Below are 18,745 nucleotides of genomic sequence, written 5' to 3' on the forward strand. Positions count from 1 at the left end.
ATGTTCGCGACGTGCTTGGTGACGTTCACCGTCCTGCCGAAGCTGAACTTCAGCCGGCCCAGGGCCTCACGGCCCGGCAGCAGCTCCGCGGACTCGCCGTCCAGCTCGCGCATGTCCATGCTCATGGTGGGTGGTCCTTTCGTCGTGGGTGGATCGGGTGCGCGCGGGCTACTGGCAGACGCTGATGGTCTGGCCGGCGCCGGAGTCGGCCACGGACCACGAGGAGTGGTCGTTCAGGGCGGCGGACTCGTTGTGGGCGTTGATGTTCGCGACGTGCTTGGTGACGTTCACCGTCCTGCCGAAGCTGAACTTCAGCCGGCCCAGGGCCTCACGGCCCGGCAGCAGCTCCGCGGACTCGGCGTCGAGCTCATGGGCGTTCAACATGGTCGATTCCCCCTCGGGAAACAGGCGCTTCCGGTCGGAGAGAGTCAGGTTCCCCCCGGACTCTGTCCAACTTGGTCGGACGAACTGTCCAACGAGATTGGACACTAGGGCCTCGCGGCACCCCGCGCAACCCGTTCGGCGAATCACCCTTTCGGTGACCCGACTACCCGACCGTAGAATCGGCGCCGACAGGGACGGTCAGGTCGAGCGGCGAGCAGGAAGTGGACTTCGGTGGCCAACGCACTGCAGCAGTTGATCCGTGAGCGTCTCGATGCCAAGGGCTGGTCCTACGGCGACGTGGCGCGGCGCGGCGGTGTGCCCCGCTCCACCGTCCATCACCTGGCCACGGCCGACCGGGTCGTCCGCATGCCCCAGGCCACCACCCTGGAGGGCCTGGCCAAGGGCCTGCAGCTGCCGCTGGACACCGTGCGCCGGGCGGCCGCCGAGGCCTGCGGCATCCACGTCTACGGCGGCCCGGCCGCCCCCGACGCGGACGGTACGGCCGCCCGCGCGACCGACCCCGAGGTGGAGCTGCTCATCGCCAGCGTGCAGCAGCTGTCGGCCGAGGACCGCCGGCATGTCGCCGCCCTGGTCGAGTCCCTGCTCGGCCGCTCGGCGCCGTCGACACCGGAGAAGTGACCGGAACGCCCGCTCCCCGGCCGCACCGGAAAAATCATGCAACTTCGCCCGAACAGCCCCACATCCCCCGCTAGTCTCTCGTCCTGCCCGGGGAGCGAGAGCCGTGCGACCCGGGCCTTGGGGGGAACGTGTTGTTCGTACATGGCGGGCCGGCCACCGCGGTGGTCCGGGGCCCCGCCGGTGAATCGGTTGTGCTGCTCTCCGGCGAGCTACCGGAGGTGCTCACCGAGGACGCGGTGACCGAACTGCTGGACCTGGCCGCCGCGATCCTGGACGCGGACGAGCTGGAGCTGTTCCACACCTGCCTGCGCACCCTGCGCACGGACGGACTCCGGGCGGGTCGGCGCATCGAGGTGGACGGTGCGGTACTGACCGTGTACGAGGGGTGAGGAGCTACGAGGTCCGCCCCTGCTGCAGGAGCGCGGCCTATATGGGTAACTGCGTGTCGGAATTGCCCAATTGCTAGGTTTTGGTTGATATTCTCCGGGCGTCAGTCAGCACGGCGAAAGAAGTCTGTCCATGCCATTCCACCCGGGGGAGCAGGTCAATTTCGGCGGTGAAACCGCCGTGGTGCTGGAAGATCGTGGTGACAACGGCTACCTGATCTCCAGCGGTCACGCGCGACTGCCGATCGTGGTCCCCCGCCACTCCCTCGAGAACGCGCGACGCCGACCGGCCGCCAAGCGGCTGTTCACCCCGAGCGTGCCGCATCTGCTCTCCGTGGACGACTTCCTCGACGACCCGGACGAGGTGCGCGAGATCGCGCTGAACGTCAGCTACCACGCCGATCCGGAGCACTACAAAGGGCTGCGCAGCGACCACCAGTACCTCTGGCCCGGCCTGCGCGAGGAGTTCTCACGGCTGCTCGGCACCCCGGTCACCGAGTGGCTCGGCCACAACGCCAACGGTGTCTTCCAGCAGACCGCGCACGACGATCCGCTGGTCTGGCACCACGACACGCAGAGCTACGCCGCCGCGATCTACCTGAACCCGAACCCGCCCGCCCATGCCGGCACCAGCTTCTGGCGCGACCGGGCCCACGGCTGCCGGCGCGCGCCCAGCCATCCGAAGGAGCGGGCGCGCCTGGGCAGCCCCGAGGCCGTGGAAGCCGCGCGCTCCACCGTCTACGACCCGTACAACTTCGTGCACGAGGACAACTGGGAGCTGGTCGAGTCGATCTCCGGCCAGTACAACCGGCTGGTGATCTGGGACGCGAAGCTCTTCCACTCGGCCACCTCCTACGAGCACTTCGCCGGCGAACACGGCACCCACCGTCTGGTGCAGCTCTTCTTCTTCGACATCGACGTCTGAGCGAGCCGGGTACCGGCGCCCCCCCCCCCCGCGCCGGATCCGGACTTCGACGGCCACCCAGCAGCTCGCGCGGGTGGCCGTCGGCAATTCGGGCGGCACCGACCGCGTTCGCCCCCGCAGGGCCAGACAGAAGCATCCCCAGCACGCACCGAAGGTGCGGTCTTGGCCAGGGTTCCCTCGAAGAGGACGCCGCTCTCTCCGCCACTGAGCGATACGGCCGCGCCACGTCAGCGGGCCACTGTAGGAGCGCTCCCGAGGGTGGCCCGCGCCCCGCGTCGCAGACGAGGTGGTGCCCGGAGCCGGACTTGAACCGGCACGCCCGCGAAGGGGCAGCGAGGTTTAAGCCTCCTGGGACGTAACGGTGTTCGATTCACCGGAGTTCATTACCAAGAGGGCGTTGCTAGGCGTTCGATTTTGGATGACCGCGTACGACCGTGAACTGCAACCGGTGCTGCAACCGTCGGGACTGGCAAGGCCACCTCAGTCACACGGATTGCCGCTTACCCAGAGCTACCGCGAACGCTGGGTGCACGGGCCATCCCCGCATGCACGGGGAGCAGACGCCTACGGCCGGCGCCATGTAAACGTAGCCGGGACCATCCCCGCATGCACGGGGAGCAGACGCCCTCGGGCAGCCAGTAGAAGTCGGCGTCGGGAGCATCCCCGCATGCGCGGGGAGCAGGGCACGATCATCGCCCGCACCGACCGCGTCCCGGGACCATCCCCGCATGCGCGGGGAGCAGTCCGCTGCCGCCAGGAACCGGTGGCGCAGGTCGGGACCATCCCCGCATGCGCGGGGAGCAGGGCTGGGTCCTGACAACGGCGGGCGGGCACACGGGACCATCCCCGCATGCGCGGGGAGCAGGTGGAAGCCCCGGTCCGCCCGCCGGTCGACTGGGGACCATCCCCGCATGCGCGGGGAGCAGTCGTTCATGGCCTTGGAGACAGAGCGCCGGCCGGGACCATCCCCGCATGCGCGGGGAGCAGTCGACTTCCAGGTCCTCGTCGGGCAGCTCGATGGGACCATCCCCGCATGCGCGGGGAGCAGATGTTCCGTACCTACATGAAGTACTCGGCCCTGGGACCATCCCCGCATGCGCGGGGAGCAGAACCCGCGGTCCTTCTTGGGCCCCCGCTCGCTGGCTCCATCCCCGCATGCGGGGAGCAGTTGGAGTTGATCACCATCATGGTCGCGGTCGCGGGACCATCCCCGCATGCGCGGGGAGCAGGCGATGATGTCCCACTTCTTGAGTTCCCAGGTGGGGCCATCCCCGCGGGTGCGGGGATCAGGTGGCGTTGAGGACACCCATCGCTTTGTCGAAGGAACCATCCCCGCGGACGCAGGGAGCACATACCCAGCGTCTCGATGTCCGCCAGGAACTTGGGACTATCCCCGCGGGCGCGGGGAGCAGACGACGTTGCAGCGCCAGGTCTCACGGGTCTCGGGACCATCCCCGCGAGCGCGGGGAGCAGAAGCTGATCGGTGTCGGTATCGACGACGCGAAGGGACCATCCCCGCCGGTGCGGGGAGCACGTGGCGAGGCCTGGGCTGGCGAGACCGCTGCTGGGACCATCCCCGCGGGCGCAGGGAGCACCCGTCCTTCAACTGCATCCGCTGCGGAGAACCCGGACCATCCCCGCGGGCGCGGGGAGCACACTGGCTGACCTGCATTCTTACCGCGTCGTCAGCACGCTTTTCATCACTTTCACTGAGTCCGGCATCACAGGCAAACCGCCCTTTCGCCTTGCTGAGGTGTAGCTCACGGCCTCTGCCACCGAGGACCGACTCATCGTGCTGATCGATTACTTCAGCTGCAATGCCAGCGCGGCGCAACCGCCGGTCGCCAACACGCCAGCAGGGTAAAGGGCGGCACTGACACACCACAGGCAGCATGCCGTTGCAGCAGGGCAGGCCGATAGAGGCGCCCCGTTTGCCGGTGCCGCCGACAACAGCCACGCTGACAACTGTCGGCGACGGCTGAATTGTGAGCCACTGCCGACGCTTGGGTTCTACTGGTCCACTTTCCAGCCGTCGCCGACAGACAACCACCCGCGCCGGCACAAGAGGCCATCAGCCAGTGCTCGTGGAGCCATCCCCGCGGGCGCGGGGAGCACTCCGCCCAGAGCGCGGTGTAGTCGTTCTCCGCGGGACCATCCCCGTGGGCGCGAGGAGCACAAGACGCTGATGGACGCCTACTGCTGGCCGTGGGGACCATCCCCCGCGGGCGCGGGGAGTAGGCCTGCCGCATCCAGGTGGCCAGCTTGAGCATGGGGCCATCCCTGCATGTGCGGGGAGCAGTCCTCGGCCTGGGTCCGGCGCCACTTGTACTCGGGACCATCCACGCATACGCAGGGAGCAGGCCCAGAGTTCATGTGGGACGTCTCTGAGGGACCATCTCGCATGTTGGGGAAGCAGACCTCGACGGCCACCCCCTTGTCCGTGACCTCGGGGACCATCCCCGCAGGTCCGGGGAGCTAACATTCGGGATCGCGTGCCACACCGCGTGGGGGAGCATCTCAGCCGCGGGGAGCAGTTACCCGCACCCTGGCCGATCAGCCGCACCTCGGGACCATCCCCGCAGATCCGGAGAGCAGCGCAGCAGGCCGCCGAAGGTGGCCATCCGCTGAGGACCATCCCCGCAGGTGCGGGGAGCAAGTGAAGGCGTCTTGGATGATCTGGTACAGCTTGGGACCATCCCAGCGGATGCGGTGAGCAGTGCAACCTTAAGCGCGGACCCCGTCCCACCGCATGCTGCAGGTGCGGGCGGAGGACGAGCACTATCGTCACTGATCTGCTCAGGAATGTGTTGCCTCCGGTGCTTCTGGTCCGTCTGTGCGCCGGTCCTGGTCTCTTGCGATCAAGATCAGATGCCGTAGGGCGCCAGGAGCGAGTTGAGGAAGCAGCGGGATCGTGTGGGTCCACGCGTCGGTTCTCAATAGGCTGCGCACGAGGCGCCAGGCCGTTGCGTCGGCAGGGGGGCTGCCGTCGCCGGATGTCCGGGCGAGCGCCAGACAGGTCCGGACGACCCTGTCGCCGGACCGGCTATCCGTGGCCAGAGTTACCGGGGTGCCCGCGAGGTATGCGGCGGCCGCGTAGAGCGCCATCGCTCGCCCTTCTGGTGTTCGTGCAGCATCGGCATGGCGCCAAAGGGCGACGGTGTCACCGTCCATGGCGGAAAGCAGGGCGAGTTCTGCGCAAGGCTCTTCCCCCGGCTGAAGCGAGCGCTGCCATCTGTTGGTTATGCCTGCGACGACGTGGCTGCTCCCCTCGGGGAGGCAGCCAAGCCGCTTCAGCAGGGTGAGGACGATCATTGACGGGGCGTGCCATAGCGGGGGTGTGTCGGACAGGCGAAGTGAGGCGAGCCGGAACGCTTCGTGCAGTCGCGGGTCGGGTTGCCGGATATCTGGGTAGGCGAGCAGGAGAGCTGCCAGTTCCGGGACGGTCCGGAGAGGGCTTCCCGAGCCGATCCGTCGTATCAGAGCCTCTATGAGAGGTTCGGCGATACGTGCTGCTTCTTCGGGGCAGTGACGGGTGAGCCCGGCCGCGACGGCTGTTAGCGCCTGCCGCTTCTCCGTGGCGGTACGTCCCGATGCGGTGGCCGAAGCCGCAGGTGCGTCTCCGGCATGGGCGAGCGCTTGGGCTACGACGTTCGTCAGGCCGGGATCGGTGTTGCCGGCCGTCAGACGTGCTGCCTCATGGGCGTAGCGGCCTCCCGCATCTGTGTGCCCTCCGAGAGAGCACCCGAGGGAGAGAGCTGCCAGGTGAAGCGCACGGTCCGGTGCGCCTGGCAAGTATGCGGCGAGTTCTTCGGCTGTGCCGAATTCGCCTGCAAAACCCAGAGCTTGAGACAGGTGTACTGTCCAGTCTTCTGGTACGGGGGGATGCGACGACAGGACGGGGGAGCGTCGCAGGGCAGTCTCCAGCAGCTCCCGGCTGCGCAAGAAATTGCCTGCGCCCAGTTGATCGTCCGCCTCGTGGAGCAGAAGTACGTGATCAGACTGCGGGCCGTCGCCGGGGGGACGCAGACCTGTGGACGGCCGATGCTTGTGCGCGCGCCGGGTTACTGGTGCGGGCCGGCTCTGCTTCTGTGTGTCTCGTGGTTCCGCTCTTGGCTTCGTGTCCTTCCTTCGCGATGCCGCCAGAACTTTCCGCTCTGCGTCCTTGTTTCTCCGGACCGCGTTCTTCTCTTCCCTGGCGGCGGCCGAGGCGGCCTTGGCCTCTTGTGCTCTGCGTTCCTCACCGGCCTCGGTGAGTGAGAGAGCCCGTTCAGAGATGACGTCGCCGAGTACGCCGACGCGCAGCCTCTCGGATAGCGACTTCAGCAAGCGGTCGATGTCGTTGAGGGCATTCCTCGTGAAGGGCATGGTGTCGTCGACCGCCTGGGCGAGACGTGCCAGCGTTCCGGCCAGTTCGCGACCGAGGTGGGCCTGATCGTCTTCGCACAGCGCGTTCGGGTCGGCCAGCGCTTCGGTAATCCGGGCCAGTGCGACCCGTGTCTTTTCCTGAGCAACGCGGTGCCGCCTGGCAGGCAGTCTGTAAAGCGCAGACGCGGCGCGGGCGAGTACGTCGACTGCCTCCAGTCCGTCCGAGGAGCCGAGCTCCTCACAAATGGCCATGATGCGATCACCGGCGTCGCTGCTGAGCGAAGGTATCGCCCGCGCCAGTGCTCCCCAGAGGTCAACCGCGGCCGCACGGTCGCGGGTGCCGCCCTCGCTAAGGGTCTCTGCTCGTTCACGCAACGCCGTGACGCCATCCGCGTCATCGGCCGTGACCAGCAGGCCGGCTGCCTCGGTGAGTGCTTCGATCCCGGCTGCCTTGTCGCGAATCACGGCCCCTAGCAGGGTTCGGGCGGCCCCCAGATGGTTCAGTGATACGAGTGTGCGGGCGGCTTCGAGGAGCCGCGTGTATGTCTCGGTGTCCTGATACGTGCCGGGGAAGCCCAGGTCGGTACGGGTGAGCCACTGGGCTGCCTCGAGCGCGACGGCGTCCGCCCCTTCACGGTCTACATAGGTCATCTCCACCGCTATGTCCGCCAAGTGCACGGCCGTTGCGGCCATGGTCGGTGCGGAACGGGCCAGGCCACGAGCGCGCTCCACTTCGCCAAGTCGGACGAGGAGGGCGGGAGCCCCGGGAGGCACCTCGCGTGACTCGCGGCGCAAGAGAGCCCGCGTCGCGGTGAGCGGGACCAGCACCGCCAGGCTGCTAGGGGTGGTGTCTGAGGGGCTGATCTCTTGCTCGAATGCGTCCAGTTGCGCGAGAGCCGTTGCCGGACCGGCCATGGAGGCGAGTCGGCGCAGCCGGGGCATGTCAAGAATGTACGTGGCACGTTCTGCGGCACTGGTCAGCAGCCGGAGCTGATGCGTCAGGGGGTACGGGGGCGTCCCGGGGGGCCAGCCCGCCGTACGCCATCTCTGCGACCAGGCGAGCAGCGCACGGGTATACCGCGCGATCGCCTCGTCGCCCAAGTTTCCACGAACCGCCTGGATGAGACCTGGCTCCGCCAGTGCGTAGGTCTGGGCTACCGGATCGTCGAGGATGAGGGAGCGCCCCGCCGGCCCCTGCACCAAGCGGTCGAGCCTGTCGGCCGGGACCCCGGCCAGCTCCGTCAGGTCCGCCGTACGCAGGCCGCCGCCCGCCGCGGCGAGCAGTCCCGCGACCGTTTCACCCAGAGCGGTGGCATCCGGCGGTGTCCGCCGGACCTGCGTTACTCCTTCGACAGGTGCGAGAGCGCGCACGTGTGTGCGTTGGCGCAGCGGATGCCGGGCGGGAAGGTCGTCGGGATAGCGCACGCCGAGCCGGAAGGAGACGATGATGCGCATCCCGAGAGGTGGAGCAGCGGGGAGGAGCGCAGCGATGCTTCCGCGGACGATGCTTGGCCTGCTTCTACCTCCGGCTGTCGGCGCCTCGCCGGCGGCAGCGACTCCGGACCAGGCCACGTCGTCGTCGAGACCATCGACCACCAGCAACAGCTTGCGCCCGTGCCGCACGCTCTCCTCGGCGGCTGCGGCGAAGAGGCGTTTCCACTGCCGGACGCCGCCGGGTATGCACTGTTGAGGTGAACGGAGGAACGCCCCGATCTGATCCGCCATTTGCTTTTCGAACTCAGCGCGTGTGTCAGTTCCGTGCGCCGCGGAGACGAAAAAGTTCAAGATGTCGGTGTTGTGCGGTGGTCGCTGCACGTAGTCGGCGAGCAGGGCGGTCTTGCCCACGGGAGCGTCGGCGTGCCAGCAAAGGTACGACGGCGCCGTGGAACGGGAGTCCTTGACGAACGCGTTCATGACCCTACGCTCGCCCTCCCGCCCGCGGACATCGTCCACGGCGGCTTCAACGGCAGGCCTGTGAGGGCGAACGAAGCGGTGGTGGGGGTCCCTCTCCCGGACCACGACGATCTGCCGGTGTCGCCTACTGGTCCCTTCCTCCTGCGCGGCACGCAGGGCGACCTCCCACTCGGTATCCGTGTGGACCGGGCGGCCAGCGGCCTGCTGCAGCTTCCGCACCACAGACCAGAAGTGGTCCGTTCTCTCGGCTGACGGGGCTGTTTCTCCCATGCGCCAATCTCGCAGCGTGGAAGGAGGAAGCCTCAGCTCCTGAGCTCGTGGCTGCCCCGCCGCCTCCCACAGGCACGTCAGCATGGCACCCAGTCTCGTGCGTGCCATTCGCTCCGTATCGGTCACCGATCCCCCTCTCGGCTCGCAACAGCGGAAAGCTCGGTCGGCGCCGTCAAAAATATGCCGCTTGAGCTGCGGAAATCCTCGCACTGAGTAAGGCGCAACTGTCCGTTGTCCCGCCGTCTCGCGACTGTAGAGCCATCACCGCCCCAGCCGAATCCGGCCCCCGAGACAGAAGGATGGCCCGTGTCCGAGATTTCCCAACTGCTCCACTATGCCGCAGCTCTGAGCGGGTGTGCCGGCCTGCTGTACGCGGGCGTCCTGTTCGTCGTCGCCCTCGTCTCCGTCCTGGCCCCCACGCCGGAACGCCGCAAGGATGCCCGCACCACTCTCACCATCCTGGTGCGGCGCCGCCCGCGGTGAGTGGGATGCGCCTCGGAGTCCTCCTGCGACAGAGCCTACGCCTGGGCCCAGGACTCAGATCAAAGGCTCAAGCGCCACGCCGTCGCTGCACTCAACTCGACAGCTTCAGGCGCAGCGCCCTGAAATACCGCAAGATCCACTCGCTCAAACTCGCCCGCCACACGGGTGCGTTGAGATACAAAGGCATCCGTGCGGGCTTCTGCTGTTGGCCGTATCGGCGCCCCCCGTTCTGCAACCGCAGGACTGGAGGCCGCGATACGGAGGGTGTTCATGGGCAGAGCTGCACGCGAATGGCTGGGACGCCATGGATGGGAGCTAGTTCTCATCGTGGCTGCCGCGGTGGTCAGCGACATAGTCGATCACCTCTGGTAGACGGCCGTTCTTGGCGCAACCAAGGCGCCAAGAACGGCCTGCCCCGGCAACGAGTGGTTCCCGTCCCGTGTGCGCGGAACGGGAACCGCTCCGTGGCCTCGCCGGTCTGCCGGTGCGGCCATGCCGAGACTGCCGATCCTTCGGCAATCTCCCACTGTAAGTGCCCGATCCGTACAGCTCCAGGTCAACAGCCAGGTGCTTCTTCGAAGGAGAGTCGAGCGCAAAACTAAGGGAGCGTTCCCGCAAACAGCGGGAGTGGCCCGTCGACGGCATCAGGGGCTCCGCCTGAGTTCTTCCCCGCTTGTGCGGGGGCTGTTCCAGTCCCCTGGCGACAAGGGGATCCCGATCTGCAGAACGGCCCCGGCGACGATCACCGTCGTCGGCTTGGTCGCCGTTCGCCGGAATCGGCGCCGTGTCCACTGTCCATGAGCGAAAGAGGGTAGTCAGGAATTGTCCGATGCTCCCCCGCCCGGGCCTGCCGAGCAGCGTCTCAGCTGGGACCCCCGTCGTAAGCCTTGCATACCCACCGTAACCGTCGACGGAGCGACTGCCCATCACTCCCTGTGCGCGCTCCTTGCCGGGGCCGACGAACTGGCCGCCCTCGACTGCGCGTCACCCGGTGAGAACGTCGCCGTCATCGAGCACCTGCTGGCCGTCTGCTTCGCGTCCGGTACCTGCCCGTCTTCGGACAAGGAATGGCGTGCCTGGGTGGTCGGCAAGCAGGACCTCGCACCGGCGGCCGCGTGGCTGGCCCGCCAACCGGACGACACCTGGGACCTGTTCCACCCCACGGCCCCCCTAGTGCAAAACTCCCTCCTAGCGGCGGATCTCGACGAAAGCGGCACGGGAACGGCCCAGCTGGTCATCGAACACGCAGGTGACTACAACCAGCACTTCGACCATCACCATCTTGAGCTCGACAACCCGCTGCCAGCGGCAGACGCCTTCCGCGCCACGCTCACACAACACGTGTACGGCCCTTACGGGCGGGCTCGCATGTCCGGGAAGCGGCTCGGCGCCAAGGTGACCAATCTCGCCGCGGGCCGGCTCACGGGAAGGATCCGCGTCGTCGCCCTGGGACAGACGCTCGGCGAGACACTGCGCCTGAACCTCTACCCGCCAGACGGCCCGGGAGATTCGCTCAATACGTCTTGGACTACCGGCGTCATCGAGCGCCGTACATTCACCGAGAAGGCGAAGCCCCGAGTGCCGCGGAGCTCCGCGGACCTTCACAGCGCCCTGGGGAGGTCCGTGCTTTTACGCCCGGACCGCGGACCGCAAGGGCAGATCGTCGTCGACAGGGTCCTGATCGGCGCCGGCGAGATCCTGGAACTTGACCCGGACCGGCACCTCCAGGACGCCGTGTTCAGCAAGACGACGAACGGCCTGAAGAAGCCGTTGTGGCCGTCCCCCAGCAGAGCGCTGTGGCAGGAAGCCCACGCTCTCTACAGCGCCGTCAGGGACGACCGAATCGGTTTGTACGCGCGGCTCCGTTCCCTGCCCTACGAGCGGACGGGGACAGGCGCCCCATACCAGTTGTGGGCAGTGGGGCTGCTGGCGAACAAGACCCTGCCCGTCGCCTGGACACACGGTGCATACCCCTACGCCCCGGGCATGGCTGCCCACCTCTACCGAGCCTCCCGTCGGGGCTCCGACATCGCCGAATACATCGCAAGGAGCTTGAAGAACGCGGCCATCCTGGCCGCGGAGACGGCCTTTCCAGCCATGCGGGGTGCGGACGAGGCCGGTCAGGTGGCACGGCTCGATGCCCGGTGGGCTTTCTGGCCCGCTGCGGAGGACCCGTTCCACGAACTGCTGGACGAAGTGGTCGACAGAGGGCCGGAAGACGATGACCCGGTGTCGGAGCCCCTCGGTGACTACGCACGGGGCTTGATGACGACAGCTCGCACCCAAATGCTTCAGCGCCTCGACACCCTGCCCCCGAACGACCGCAACCACCGCGCGCGAGCCCGGGCCGTGCGGCGCTTCGACGAGGACATGTCCAATGACTGGGCCCCGGCCGAACTGCGAGGGGAGATCGCGCGTGACTGAGCACAGCCTGTCCGCCGGAACAGACCAAGAGCGCCCTCGGGTCCCGCACGACAGCGCGGCCCTCACCGCCTGGCTCACCACTCTCGTCCGCAACCGCGAGTACGGGACCCTCGCCGAACTGCGCCGAGCCAGAGGCGGCACCAACGCCCACATCCGCGCGGGATGGTACGGCGGCGACGACCACCGCGACCTGTTCGAGCAGATGGCCTTCCTCTTCGCCATCTACCACCAAGGGCGCTCCACGCCCTCATACGGCCACGGCAGCCTTGGCGCCGCTGCCCGCCGCATCGGAGACGGGACCGGACGCGGGCCCGACAATCCCGGAGCCGAGCGCCTACTGAACCGTGTCGTCGCCAGTCGGCGCATCCCCTGGCGCCACCTCCAGCATGCGGTCACTCGCCTGCGAGCCTGCGAACAGCCGCCGCCGTCCTGGACCGGATTGACCGAGGACCTCATCAACTGGAACGACCGCAAGGCGCGCATCGCCTACTGGTGGTCGGTCGAGTTCCACACCCCTCCGGCGCGAGGCCGGGAAACACAGAACGAACCGACGACGCGGAAGGACACCACCACGTGATCGAGGCACCTCGGAGCCAGTTCCTCTCCCTGCACCTCATCGAGACCCTCGCGGCGGTCCTCCCGGTGCGCGACGAGAACGCGCAGCCCAAGACTCTTGTCTTCGGAGGCGTGGAACGCCACATGATCACCAGCCAGGCCCGCCGACGCGCCGAGCGGGTCCACGCCCGCAACCGTGCCAACTCGGGCCGCGGGGCGCTCAAGGGACGGAGCATGGGCGTCCGCACCCGGGAGTGGGCGATCCTGGCCGGACGTGAACTCGAGTCTGCCCACGGCTGGGAGAAGGAGAAGGCCCTGGTCACAGCCCGTGCAGTGATGGAGGCAAGCGGACTTAAATTCGGCGACCCGAAGAAGAAGACTGTGGCCAACCTGACGAAGGTCCTCGTCTTCGCGCCATCCGATGCCGCAGTGAGGATCGCGGGCCACATCGCAGATCACGCGTCAGAGGTCGAAGAGTGGTGCGACGCGTACCTCGAAGCTCAGGCCAGCGCGGAGGCGGCGAAGAAGGCACGTCGTGGAGCCAGGAAGAAGGCCGCATCATCGCCAGAGGCGGAAGAGGCGGAGGGGACTTCCACAGCGGAAGCTGTCGTGTCCGTCCCTCTACCGCCGCTGCCCAAGGCCACGCGCGACGCCGTTCTGCTCGCCCTCGCTCCCCGCGACGCCGTGGACATCGCTCTCTATGGCCGCTTTCTGGCGGAGATCCCCGACTCTCCGAACGTCGACGGTGCCGTCCAGACCGGGCATGCCTTCACCGTGCACGAAGCTGAGCAGATCGAGGACTTCTATGCAGCGGCCGACGATGCAAAGCTGGATCGCAAGCGCAACGCCCTCAGCTTCCTCGACGCCGCCGACGACGCGGGCGCCGGCATGACCGGCTACCAGTCGCTGATCTCCGGCACCTTCTACCGGCACGCCGTCCTCGACCGCACGCAACTGCGCACCAATCTACGGGCGGCCGGAATGGACGAGCACGAGGCCGAAACGGCCGCGTCCGACGCCGAGAAGGAGTTCGTGAACGCCTTTGTGGAAGCGTTCCCGGAGGCGAAGAAGAACTCCACCGCATCCACCGGGTCTCTGCCCGCGCTCGTTCTGGCGTTCGAGGGGGAACGCCCCTACAACTATGCGTCCGCCTTCCAGCGGCCGGTGGACGAAGGCCCTGTGTCGGCCGGCGGGGAGGGACCGGCAGGACCCGCGGCCGTTCGCAGGCTGCTGCGCCACCACACCTTCGTCAGCCGCCGCCGCGATGACCTGCGCACCGTGCGGGTGCTCACGTACGACCCCGAAATCGACGTGCTCCTGGAGGAGTTGGAATTGCCGGAGTCACTGACCGTGGTGGAGCAAACCGAGGACCTCACCCCGTGAACGACCCTCATGTTCTGCTCGTCCGACTGGCAGGTCCCCTGCAGTCCTGGGGCCTCACCGGTCGGTTCGCGCGCCGGGACACACACACCCGTCCCACGAAGTCCGGCGTGATCGGCTTGTGCGCCGCAGCTCTCGGCCTCGCCCGGGAAGAGCCCCTCGGGGAACTCGCCGAGGTCCTCTTCGGGGTCCGCGCCGACCGGCCCGGCACGCCGCTTCGCGACTACCACACTGTCGGCGGAGGCACCTATCCCTTGCGCCCTCGAGACCTCCTCACCGACCACCAGCGTGCCGAGAAGGCCGCGACGGTCTCGGGGCTGAAGGATTCAGAGCCCGGCCCATTCGGCCGCGGGGAGCTGGAAGCCTGGTATGGCTCACCGAAGTACGTCACCGCGGACCCGACATCGGGAGCCCTCATCTCCGGAGAGGTCCGCCGCCACGCTCTGATCACAGAGCGCTGGTATCTCGCCGACGCCGCCTTCCTCGTCGGCCTGGAGCACCCCGATGCAGCACTCCTGGAACGGATCGCTCATGCCTTGGAGTGCCCCAAGCGGTTGCTCTGGCTCGGACGTAAGGCATGTCCGCCCTCGGGTGACCTCGCCCTCGGAGTCGTTGCAGGCACCATCAGGGAAGCCTTCGAGACGCACGCCCTGCTCCCCGAGGATCCATGCTACGAAGGTGAGCCGCCGGCTCCGGTGACAGACGTACGTCCATGGGCTTGGATCGAGAGTCCGCGCCCGCTTCCAGGCATCGGCCCCCTGTCGGACCAGCCTGTGCGGTTCGGCGCGGACGGAGGCGTCCACAGCCTCCGATGGGAGACCCGTCACCGCATCACCATCGCCTCGCACGCCCGCGGATGGGACATCATCCTGTGAACACGACAGCTGCCACGTCGCATGCGCCTTCAGGTCCGGGCGGTGCCGCCAGGTTCGTCGCCACGCAGAGTCTGCTTACTCTGGACGCCCGGCATCCTTTCGCCGCCAAATCGCTCATCGACGCGCAGGACATGCACCGGACCGTCATGAGCGGCTTCCTCGGCTGGGTGGACAATGGCAGTTCTGACGCCCGCTCCCAGATGGGCATCCTGTCGACCTGGACAGTCGATCTCCGACAGGCGCGGCTCAACCTGGTGGTCCAGTCGTCGGTCCCTGCCGATTGGAGCGGAGTGCCCCGGGGCGCCTTGGCCGAAGCGCCGGAAACCCTCACCGTCGACCGCACTTTCCGTATCGGTGACCGGGTCGACTTCCGTACGGTCGTCAATCCGGTCCGCAGCATTCCGCCCGCCCCAGGCTCACCACCGAAAACCCGCGGCGTCCGCGTCCCCCACACCCGCCCCGAGCACGTGAGGACGTGGTTCTCGCACCGTCTGCAACCGTCCGGAGAACCCGCGGTCGCCCCCAACGGTGTCACCCGCATTGGCGCTGACGCGAACACCGAGCGGCTCGCTCTACGCATGCTCCCGCGAGTCTCCAGCCCGGCACCACATAAGGGTCTGCGCATTGCTCGTGCGGAGATCAAGGGCACCCTCACGGTGACCGACCCGAAGGCGTTCGTTACCGCCCTCACCCAGGGCATCGGCCACGCGCGTGCCTACAGTTGCGGACTAATCCTCGTACGCTGAACAGGGGCTCACCGTGCTCCCCGCGCCCGCGGGGATGGTCCCTACATCTTCCTGCCGCTGTGGAACGCGATTAACTGCTCCCGCACCGCGGGAATGGTCCCGGCCGGCCGCTGATCGTCCCGGACTCAGGGAACCGCTCCCCGCGCCCGCAGGGATGGTCCCTGGCTACGCGCCACCGAGTACGAGCCGGACGGCTGCTCCCCGCGCCCGCGGGGATGGTCCCGAGGGCTTCATCCGCACGTACACCATGTCCTTCTGCTGCCCGTACCCGCGGGCATGGTCCCTTGAAGATCTTCGGCTCAAGGGTGTTGAACCGCTGCTCCCCGCACCTGCGGGGATGGTCCTCTGGTCGGCACGGTGGGTGTCGAGCACCTCTTCTGCTCCCCGCACCCGCGGGGATGGTCCCGACGTCACGCTGCTCGCGAAGTCGAGCTGGTCCTGCTCCCCGCACCCGCGGGGATGGTCCCCAGTTCGACACCGACGGCAACCTCGTCGCGATCTACTCCCGCTTCCGCGGGGACGGTCCCACGAATACGTGCCCGTTCCGCCGCAGGGCTGTTGCTCTCCGCACCTGCGGGGATGGTCCCAAGATCAGCTTTGACCAGGTCGCCGGCGCGGTCTGCTCCCCGCACCCGCGGGGATGGTCCCTTGTCTGCCCTGCCCGGTTGCTGAAACTGCGGCTGCTCCCCCGCACTCGCGGGGATGGTCCCCCACACCAGAGGGAGAACCGACATGAAGCAGCCCTGCTCCCCTCACCCGCGGGGATGGTCCCTCATCGGCGTACACGGTCCAGCCGCGCGCCTCCAGCTCCCCGCACCCGCGGGGATAGTCCCAACAACAACCCGCGGTTCGTGTACAAGCTCAACTGCTCCCCGCACCCGCGGGGATGGTCCCTGGCCGCAGCTCGTCGTGGACGCCCTGGACGACTGTTCCCCGCACCCGCGAGGATGGTCCCGTTCCGTCGGGCACGGTCTCGGCGAGCAGCGGCTGCTCCCCGCACCCGCGAGGATGGTCCCTGCTGAGTGCCATCACCCAGTAGCCGGAAGTCCTGCTCACCGCACCGGCAGGGATGGTCCCTCGTAGACGACCCTCTCCACAGGTAACTTGATCTGGTCCCCGCACCCGCGGGGTTGATCCCTTGTGGTAGGCCCACAGGCCACCGGCGCCGACCTGCTCCCCGTGCCTGCGGGGAGCGTCCCGACATTCAGATCACCTGCGACGGCGCGATCGACTGCTCCCCGCACCCGCGGGGATGATCCCTTCCACGACCACAGCTCACGCTCGGGCCGCTGCTGCTCCCCGCACCCGCGGGGATGGTCCCTGGGTACCGGCCAGGTTCAGGCCCTGCTCGTCCTGCTCCCCGCACCCGCGGGGATGGTCCCGCCACCGCGTGAGCGCGGGAGAAGCCGTACGCCTGCTCCCCGCACCCGCGGGGATGGTCCCGTGGCCTTCAGGTCGGTCTCTTCCTTGCTGGTCTGCTCCCCGCACCTGCGGGGATGGTCCCACCACTGACGTTGGCACGTCTGGCGGATACTCCTGCTCCCCGCACCCGCGGGGATGGCCCCGGCACCGTGATCCAGGGGACCGCGCAAATGATCTGCTCGCCGCACCCGCGGGGATGGTCCCCTTCACCATCTGGTGCCCGAGTCCTGGTGGGTCTGCTCCCCGCACCCGCGGGGATGGTCCCACGTCGTGCACGGCGCGGAACGCGTCGTTGCCCTGCTCCCCGCACCCGCGGGGGTCCCCGACCGGCAAAGATCCAGTCACAGGCCTTCAAGCAACTGCAGCAGACCTTCCCGAAGCTCTGGCCCAGTAGCGATCGTGGCCGTGGAGCCCAAGCTGTGCGACGTGCCATCCAAATCCATCACCACGGCGCCGGCCTCCCTGGCGATGGCAACCCCCGCGACCATGTCCCACGGATGGTTACTGAGCGCAATGCAGGCATCGAGCTTGCCGGACGCGACCCACACCAGGTCGATGGCGGCTGAGCCGAACATACGTACCCGCAGAACCTGTTCGGCGAGCCGACGTGTCAGAGCGAAGCGCTGAACGTTTCGCTGTTGGGCACGGACACCGACTGCGTAGTCGCCGATTGCGACAATGGCCTGGTCCAGCGCTGTGGTCTGGCTTACCCGGATCGGTTCGTCGTCCGCGTAGGCACCGTGGCCGTCGGCAGCTCGGAAGCGGTGCCGCATGAACGGCAGGTCGATCGCCCCCAGGACCGAACGGTCGTCTTCAACTAGACCCAGCGAGACGGCGCACAGCGGAAGGCCGTTGACGAGATTCGCAGTACCGTCGACCGGGTCGAGAGCCCAGGTGAGCGGGCCGTCAATGCCCGTCCCGCCGTTCTCCTCCCCCAGGAAGCCGATCTCCGGTGTCTCCTTCCGCAGGAAGCTGCGCACACGCTCCTCAACCGCCAGGTCGATCTCGGAGACCATGTCCCGGTCACCCTTAGACCGGACCGCGCCCAGAGCCATATCGGTCACCAACGGCGACACCCGGTCAAGCGCCGCGCCGGCGATCTGCAGAAGCGGCCCCAGGTCAGTCATTCACTTCCCGCCTCTCCCAGAGGGTGCTGAAGATCTGCTCGAACGTCGGGTACAGCCCACCCGCGAGCCGACGCTTGCGGACGAGGAATGTGGGCGAGTCGACTCCGCGAGTCTGGGGCAGGTAGGGCTGAGCCACACACAACTGCCCGTCGATCAGGGTGATGTTGAACCGTATGGGCTCGTCGTAGACCCCGATCTTGATACGGTCGGCCGACGCGGAGCCGAGCCGCTCGGCGACCCGTTCTTGCAGGATGGTCATGTTGAGAGCGGTGAGCGCAGACAGACGCCCCTCGGGGTAGCCCTCTTCCTGCTCGCGTTCCTTGATGAAGTGGCCGTACGGCTTGAGGAACAGCGCAGTCAGCGTCGTACCGCCCTCGACGAGCTGCCTGAGCTTCGCCTCGGAGTACGACTGGCAGAGCAGGTTCAGTGAAAGGCCGGCGATGCGGATGTCCTGGGCGTCGTCGAAGAGATCTGCAGCCGACACTTTCGCCTGGAACTCCGAGCGGCTCGCATACACGCCCGCCAAGTCCGCGAACTGATCTCCGACAATCTGGGTCAGGGCATCCCTCGGCTCGCCATCGGTCAGCCCAGGTGCGGCCCGCCTCACAATCAGCTCCGCGGCCACCAGGACGTCGCCCGGAGGAGTGGCCGTCGTCTCCCACGACTCAAGCGCGTCAGCGCTCACATTCCAGTCGAGCATGCTCGATAACAGCTCTGCGAACTCAGCATGGCTGAGCCCCTGAGCCTTCCGAGCAGCAGCCAGCTGGTTGCGCGCCAGCTCCCCAAGATCCGGCCGATAAGACGCTCTGTCGTGCAGTGACACGATGTTGCCGGAACCGTGCCTGCTCAC

The 18,745-nt window shown here is 67.8% G+C and carries 13 protein-coding genes and 1 CRISPR repeat array; of the genes, 9 read left to right on the top strand and 4 right to left on the bottom strand.

Annotated elements, in window-relative coordinates; translation table 11 throughout:
• Positions 1-168 precede the first annotated feature (168 nt).
• Positions 169-384: a hypothetical protein gene (locus tag ACZ418_RS12225; protein WP_468361030.1), complete on the bottom strand. Its 216-nt coding sequence runs from the start codon at positions 382-384 to the stop codon at positions 169-171.
• A 231-nt stretch (positions 385-615) separates the two neighbouring features.
• Between ACZ418_RS12225 and ACZ418_RS12230 the strand changes: the two genes are divergently transcribed.
• The 3 genes from ACZ418_RS12230 to ACZ418_RS12240 all read left to right on the top strand — a co-directional run bounded on the left by ACZ418_RS12230 (position 616) and on the right by ACZ418_RS12240 (position 2,334).
• Entirely contained in the window at positions 616-1,023 is a 408-nt protein-coding gene (locus tag ACZ418_RS12230; RefSeq protein WP_468361033.1) for a helix-turn-helix domain-containing protein, read from the top strand.
• A gap of 128 nt (positions 1,024-1,151) precedes the next feature.
• The gene (locus tag ACZ418_RS12235; protein ID WP_468361036.1) at positions 1,152-1,412 is read left to right on the top strand and encodes a hypothetical protein; all 261 of its coding nucleotides are present in this window, start codon (positions 1,152-1,154) and stop codon (positions 1,410-1,412) included.
• 130 nt (positions 1,413-1,542) lie between these two features.
• A complete protein-coding gene (locus tag ACZ418_RS12240; protein ID WP_468361039.1) occupies positions 1,543-2,334 on the top strand; it encodes a DUF6445 family protein in 792 nt (263 codons plus the stop codon).
• 531 nt (positions 2,335-2,865) lie between these two features.
• A CRISPR array of direct repeats spans positions 2,866-3,444; the repeat unit is 29 nt; unit sequence GGGACCATCCCCGCATGCGCGGGGAGCAG.
• A gap of 1,686 nt (positions 3,445-5,130) precedes the next feature.
• Here ACZ418_RS12240 and ACZ418_RS12245 read toward each other — a convergent pair.
• A complete protein-coding gene (locus ACZ418_RS12245) occupies positions 5,131-8,613 on the bottom strand; it encodes a hypothetical protein (protein ID WP_468361042.1) in 3,483 nt (1,160 codons plus the stop codon).
• 576 nt (positions 8,614-9,189) lie between these two features.
• Here ACZ418_RS12245 and ACZ418_RS12250 point away from each other — a divergent pair.
• The 6 genes from ACZ418_RS12250 to ACZ418_RS12275 all read left to right on the top strand — a co-directional run bounded on the left by ACZ418_RS12250 (position 9,190) and on the right by ACZ418_RS12275 (position 15,346).
• Positions 9,190-9,366: a hypothetical protein gene (locus tag ACZ418_RS12250; protein WP_468361045.1), complete on the top strand. Its 177-nt coding sequence runs from the start codon at positions 9,190-9,192 to the stop codon at positions 9,364-9,366.
• Between the two features lie 822 nt (positions 9,367-10,188).
• A complete protein-coding gene (locus ACZ418_RS12255; RefSeq protein WP_468361048.1) occupies positions 10,189-11,790 on the top strand; it encodes a type I-E CRISPR-associated protein Cse1/CasA in 1,602 nt (533 codons plus the stop codon).
• Positions 11,783-12,367 (top strand): type I-E CRISPR-associated protein Cse2/CasB, encoded by a 585-nt coding sequence (gene casB / locus ACZ418_RS12260; RefSeq protein ID WP_468361051.1) that lies wholly within the window; start codon positions 11,783-11,785, stop codon positions 12,365-12,367. The genes ACZ418_RS12255 and casB overlap by 8 nt, the downstream gene beginning before the upstream one ends.
• The gene (locus ACZ418_RS12265) at positions 12,364-13,728 is read left to right on the top strand and encodes a type I-E CRISPR-associated protein Cas7/Cse4/CasC (RefSeq protein WP_468361054.1); all 1,365 of its coding nucleotides are present in this window, start codon (positions 12,364-12,366) and stop codon (positions 13,726-13,728) included. Before casB ends, ACZ418_RS12265 begins: the two co-directional genes overlap by 4 nt.
• Positions 13,725-14,600 carry a type I-E CRISPR-associated protein Cas5/CasD gene (gene cas5e, locus ACZ418_RS12270; RefSeq protein WP_468361059.1) on the top strand — a complete coding sequence of 292 codons (876 nt, stop codon included), beginning with the start codon at positions 13,725-13,727 and terminating at the stop codon, positions 14,598-14,600. The genes ACZ418_RS12265 and cas5e overlap by 4 nt, the downstream gene beginning before the upstream one ends.
• Positions 14,597-15,346: a type I-E CRISPR-associated protein Cas6/Cse3/CasE gene (locus ACZ418_RS12275; protein WP_468361062.1), complete on the top strand. Its 750-nt coding sequence runs from the start codon at positions 14,597-14,599 to the stop codon at positions 15,344-15,346. The genes cas5e and ACZ418_RS12275 overlap by 4 nt, the downstream gene beginning before the upstream one ends.
• Positions 15,347-17,109: 1,763 nt before the next feature.
• On the opposite strand, the gene ACZ418_RS12280 is transcribed toward ACZ418_RS12275, so the two are convergent.
• Positions 17,110-17,895, bottom strand: a complete 786-nt coding sequence (locus ACZ418_RS12280; protein WP_468361065.1) for an inositol monophosphatase family protein — start codon at positions 17,893-17,895, stop codon at positions 17,110-17,112.
• Positions 17,888-18,745: a DUF5919 domain-containing protein gene (locus ACZ418_RS12285; RefSeq protein WP_468361068.1), complete on the bottom strand. Its 858-nt coding sequence runs from the start codon at positions 18,743-18,745 to the stop codon at positions 17,888-17,890. Before ACZ418_RS12285 ends, ACZ418_RS12280 begins: the two co-directional genes overlap by 8 nt.

The sequence above is a fragment of the Streptomyces sp. NPDC030820 genome (genome assembly GCF_055572075.1).

Coding starts and splice junctions, on each gene's coding strand:
- ACZ418_RS12245 (WP_468361042.1), bottom strand. CDS start 8,613: ATGAACGCGTTCGTCAAGGACTCCCGTTCCACGGCGCCGTCGTACCTT.
- ACZ418_RS12225 (WP_468361030.1), bottom strand. CDS start 384: ATGTTGAACGCCCATGAGCTCGACGCCGAGTCCGCGGAGCTGCTGCCG.
- ACZ418_RS12240 (WP_468361039.1), top strand. CDS start 1,543: ATGCCATTCCACCCGGGGGAGCAGGTCAATTTCGGCGGTGAAACCGCC.
- ACZ418_RS12280 (WP_468361065.1), bottom strand. CDS start 17,895: ATGACTGACCTGGGGCCGCTTCTGCAGATCGCCGGCGCGGCGCTTGAC.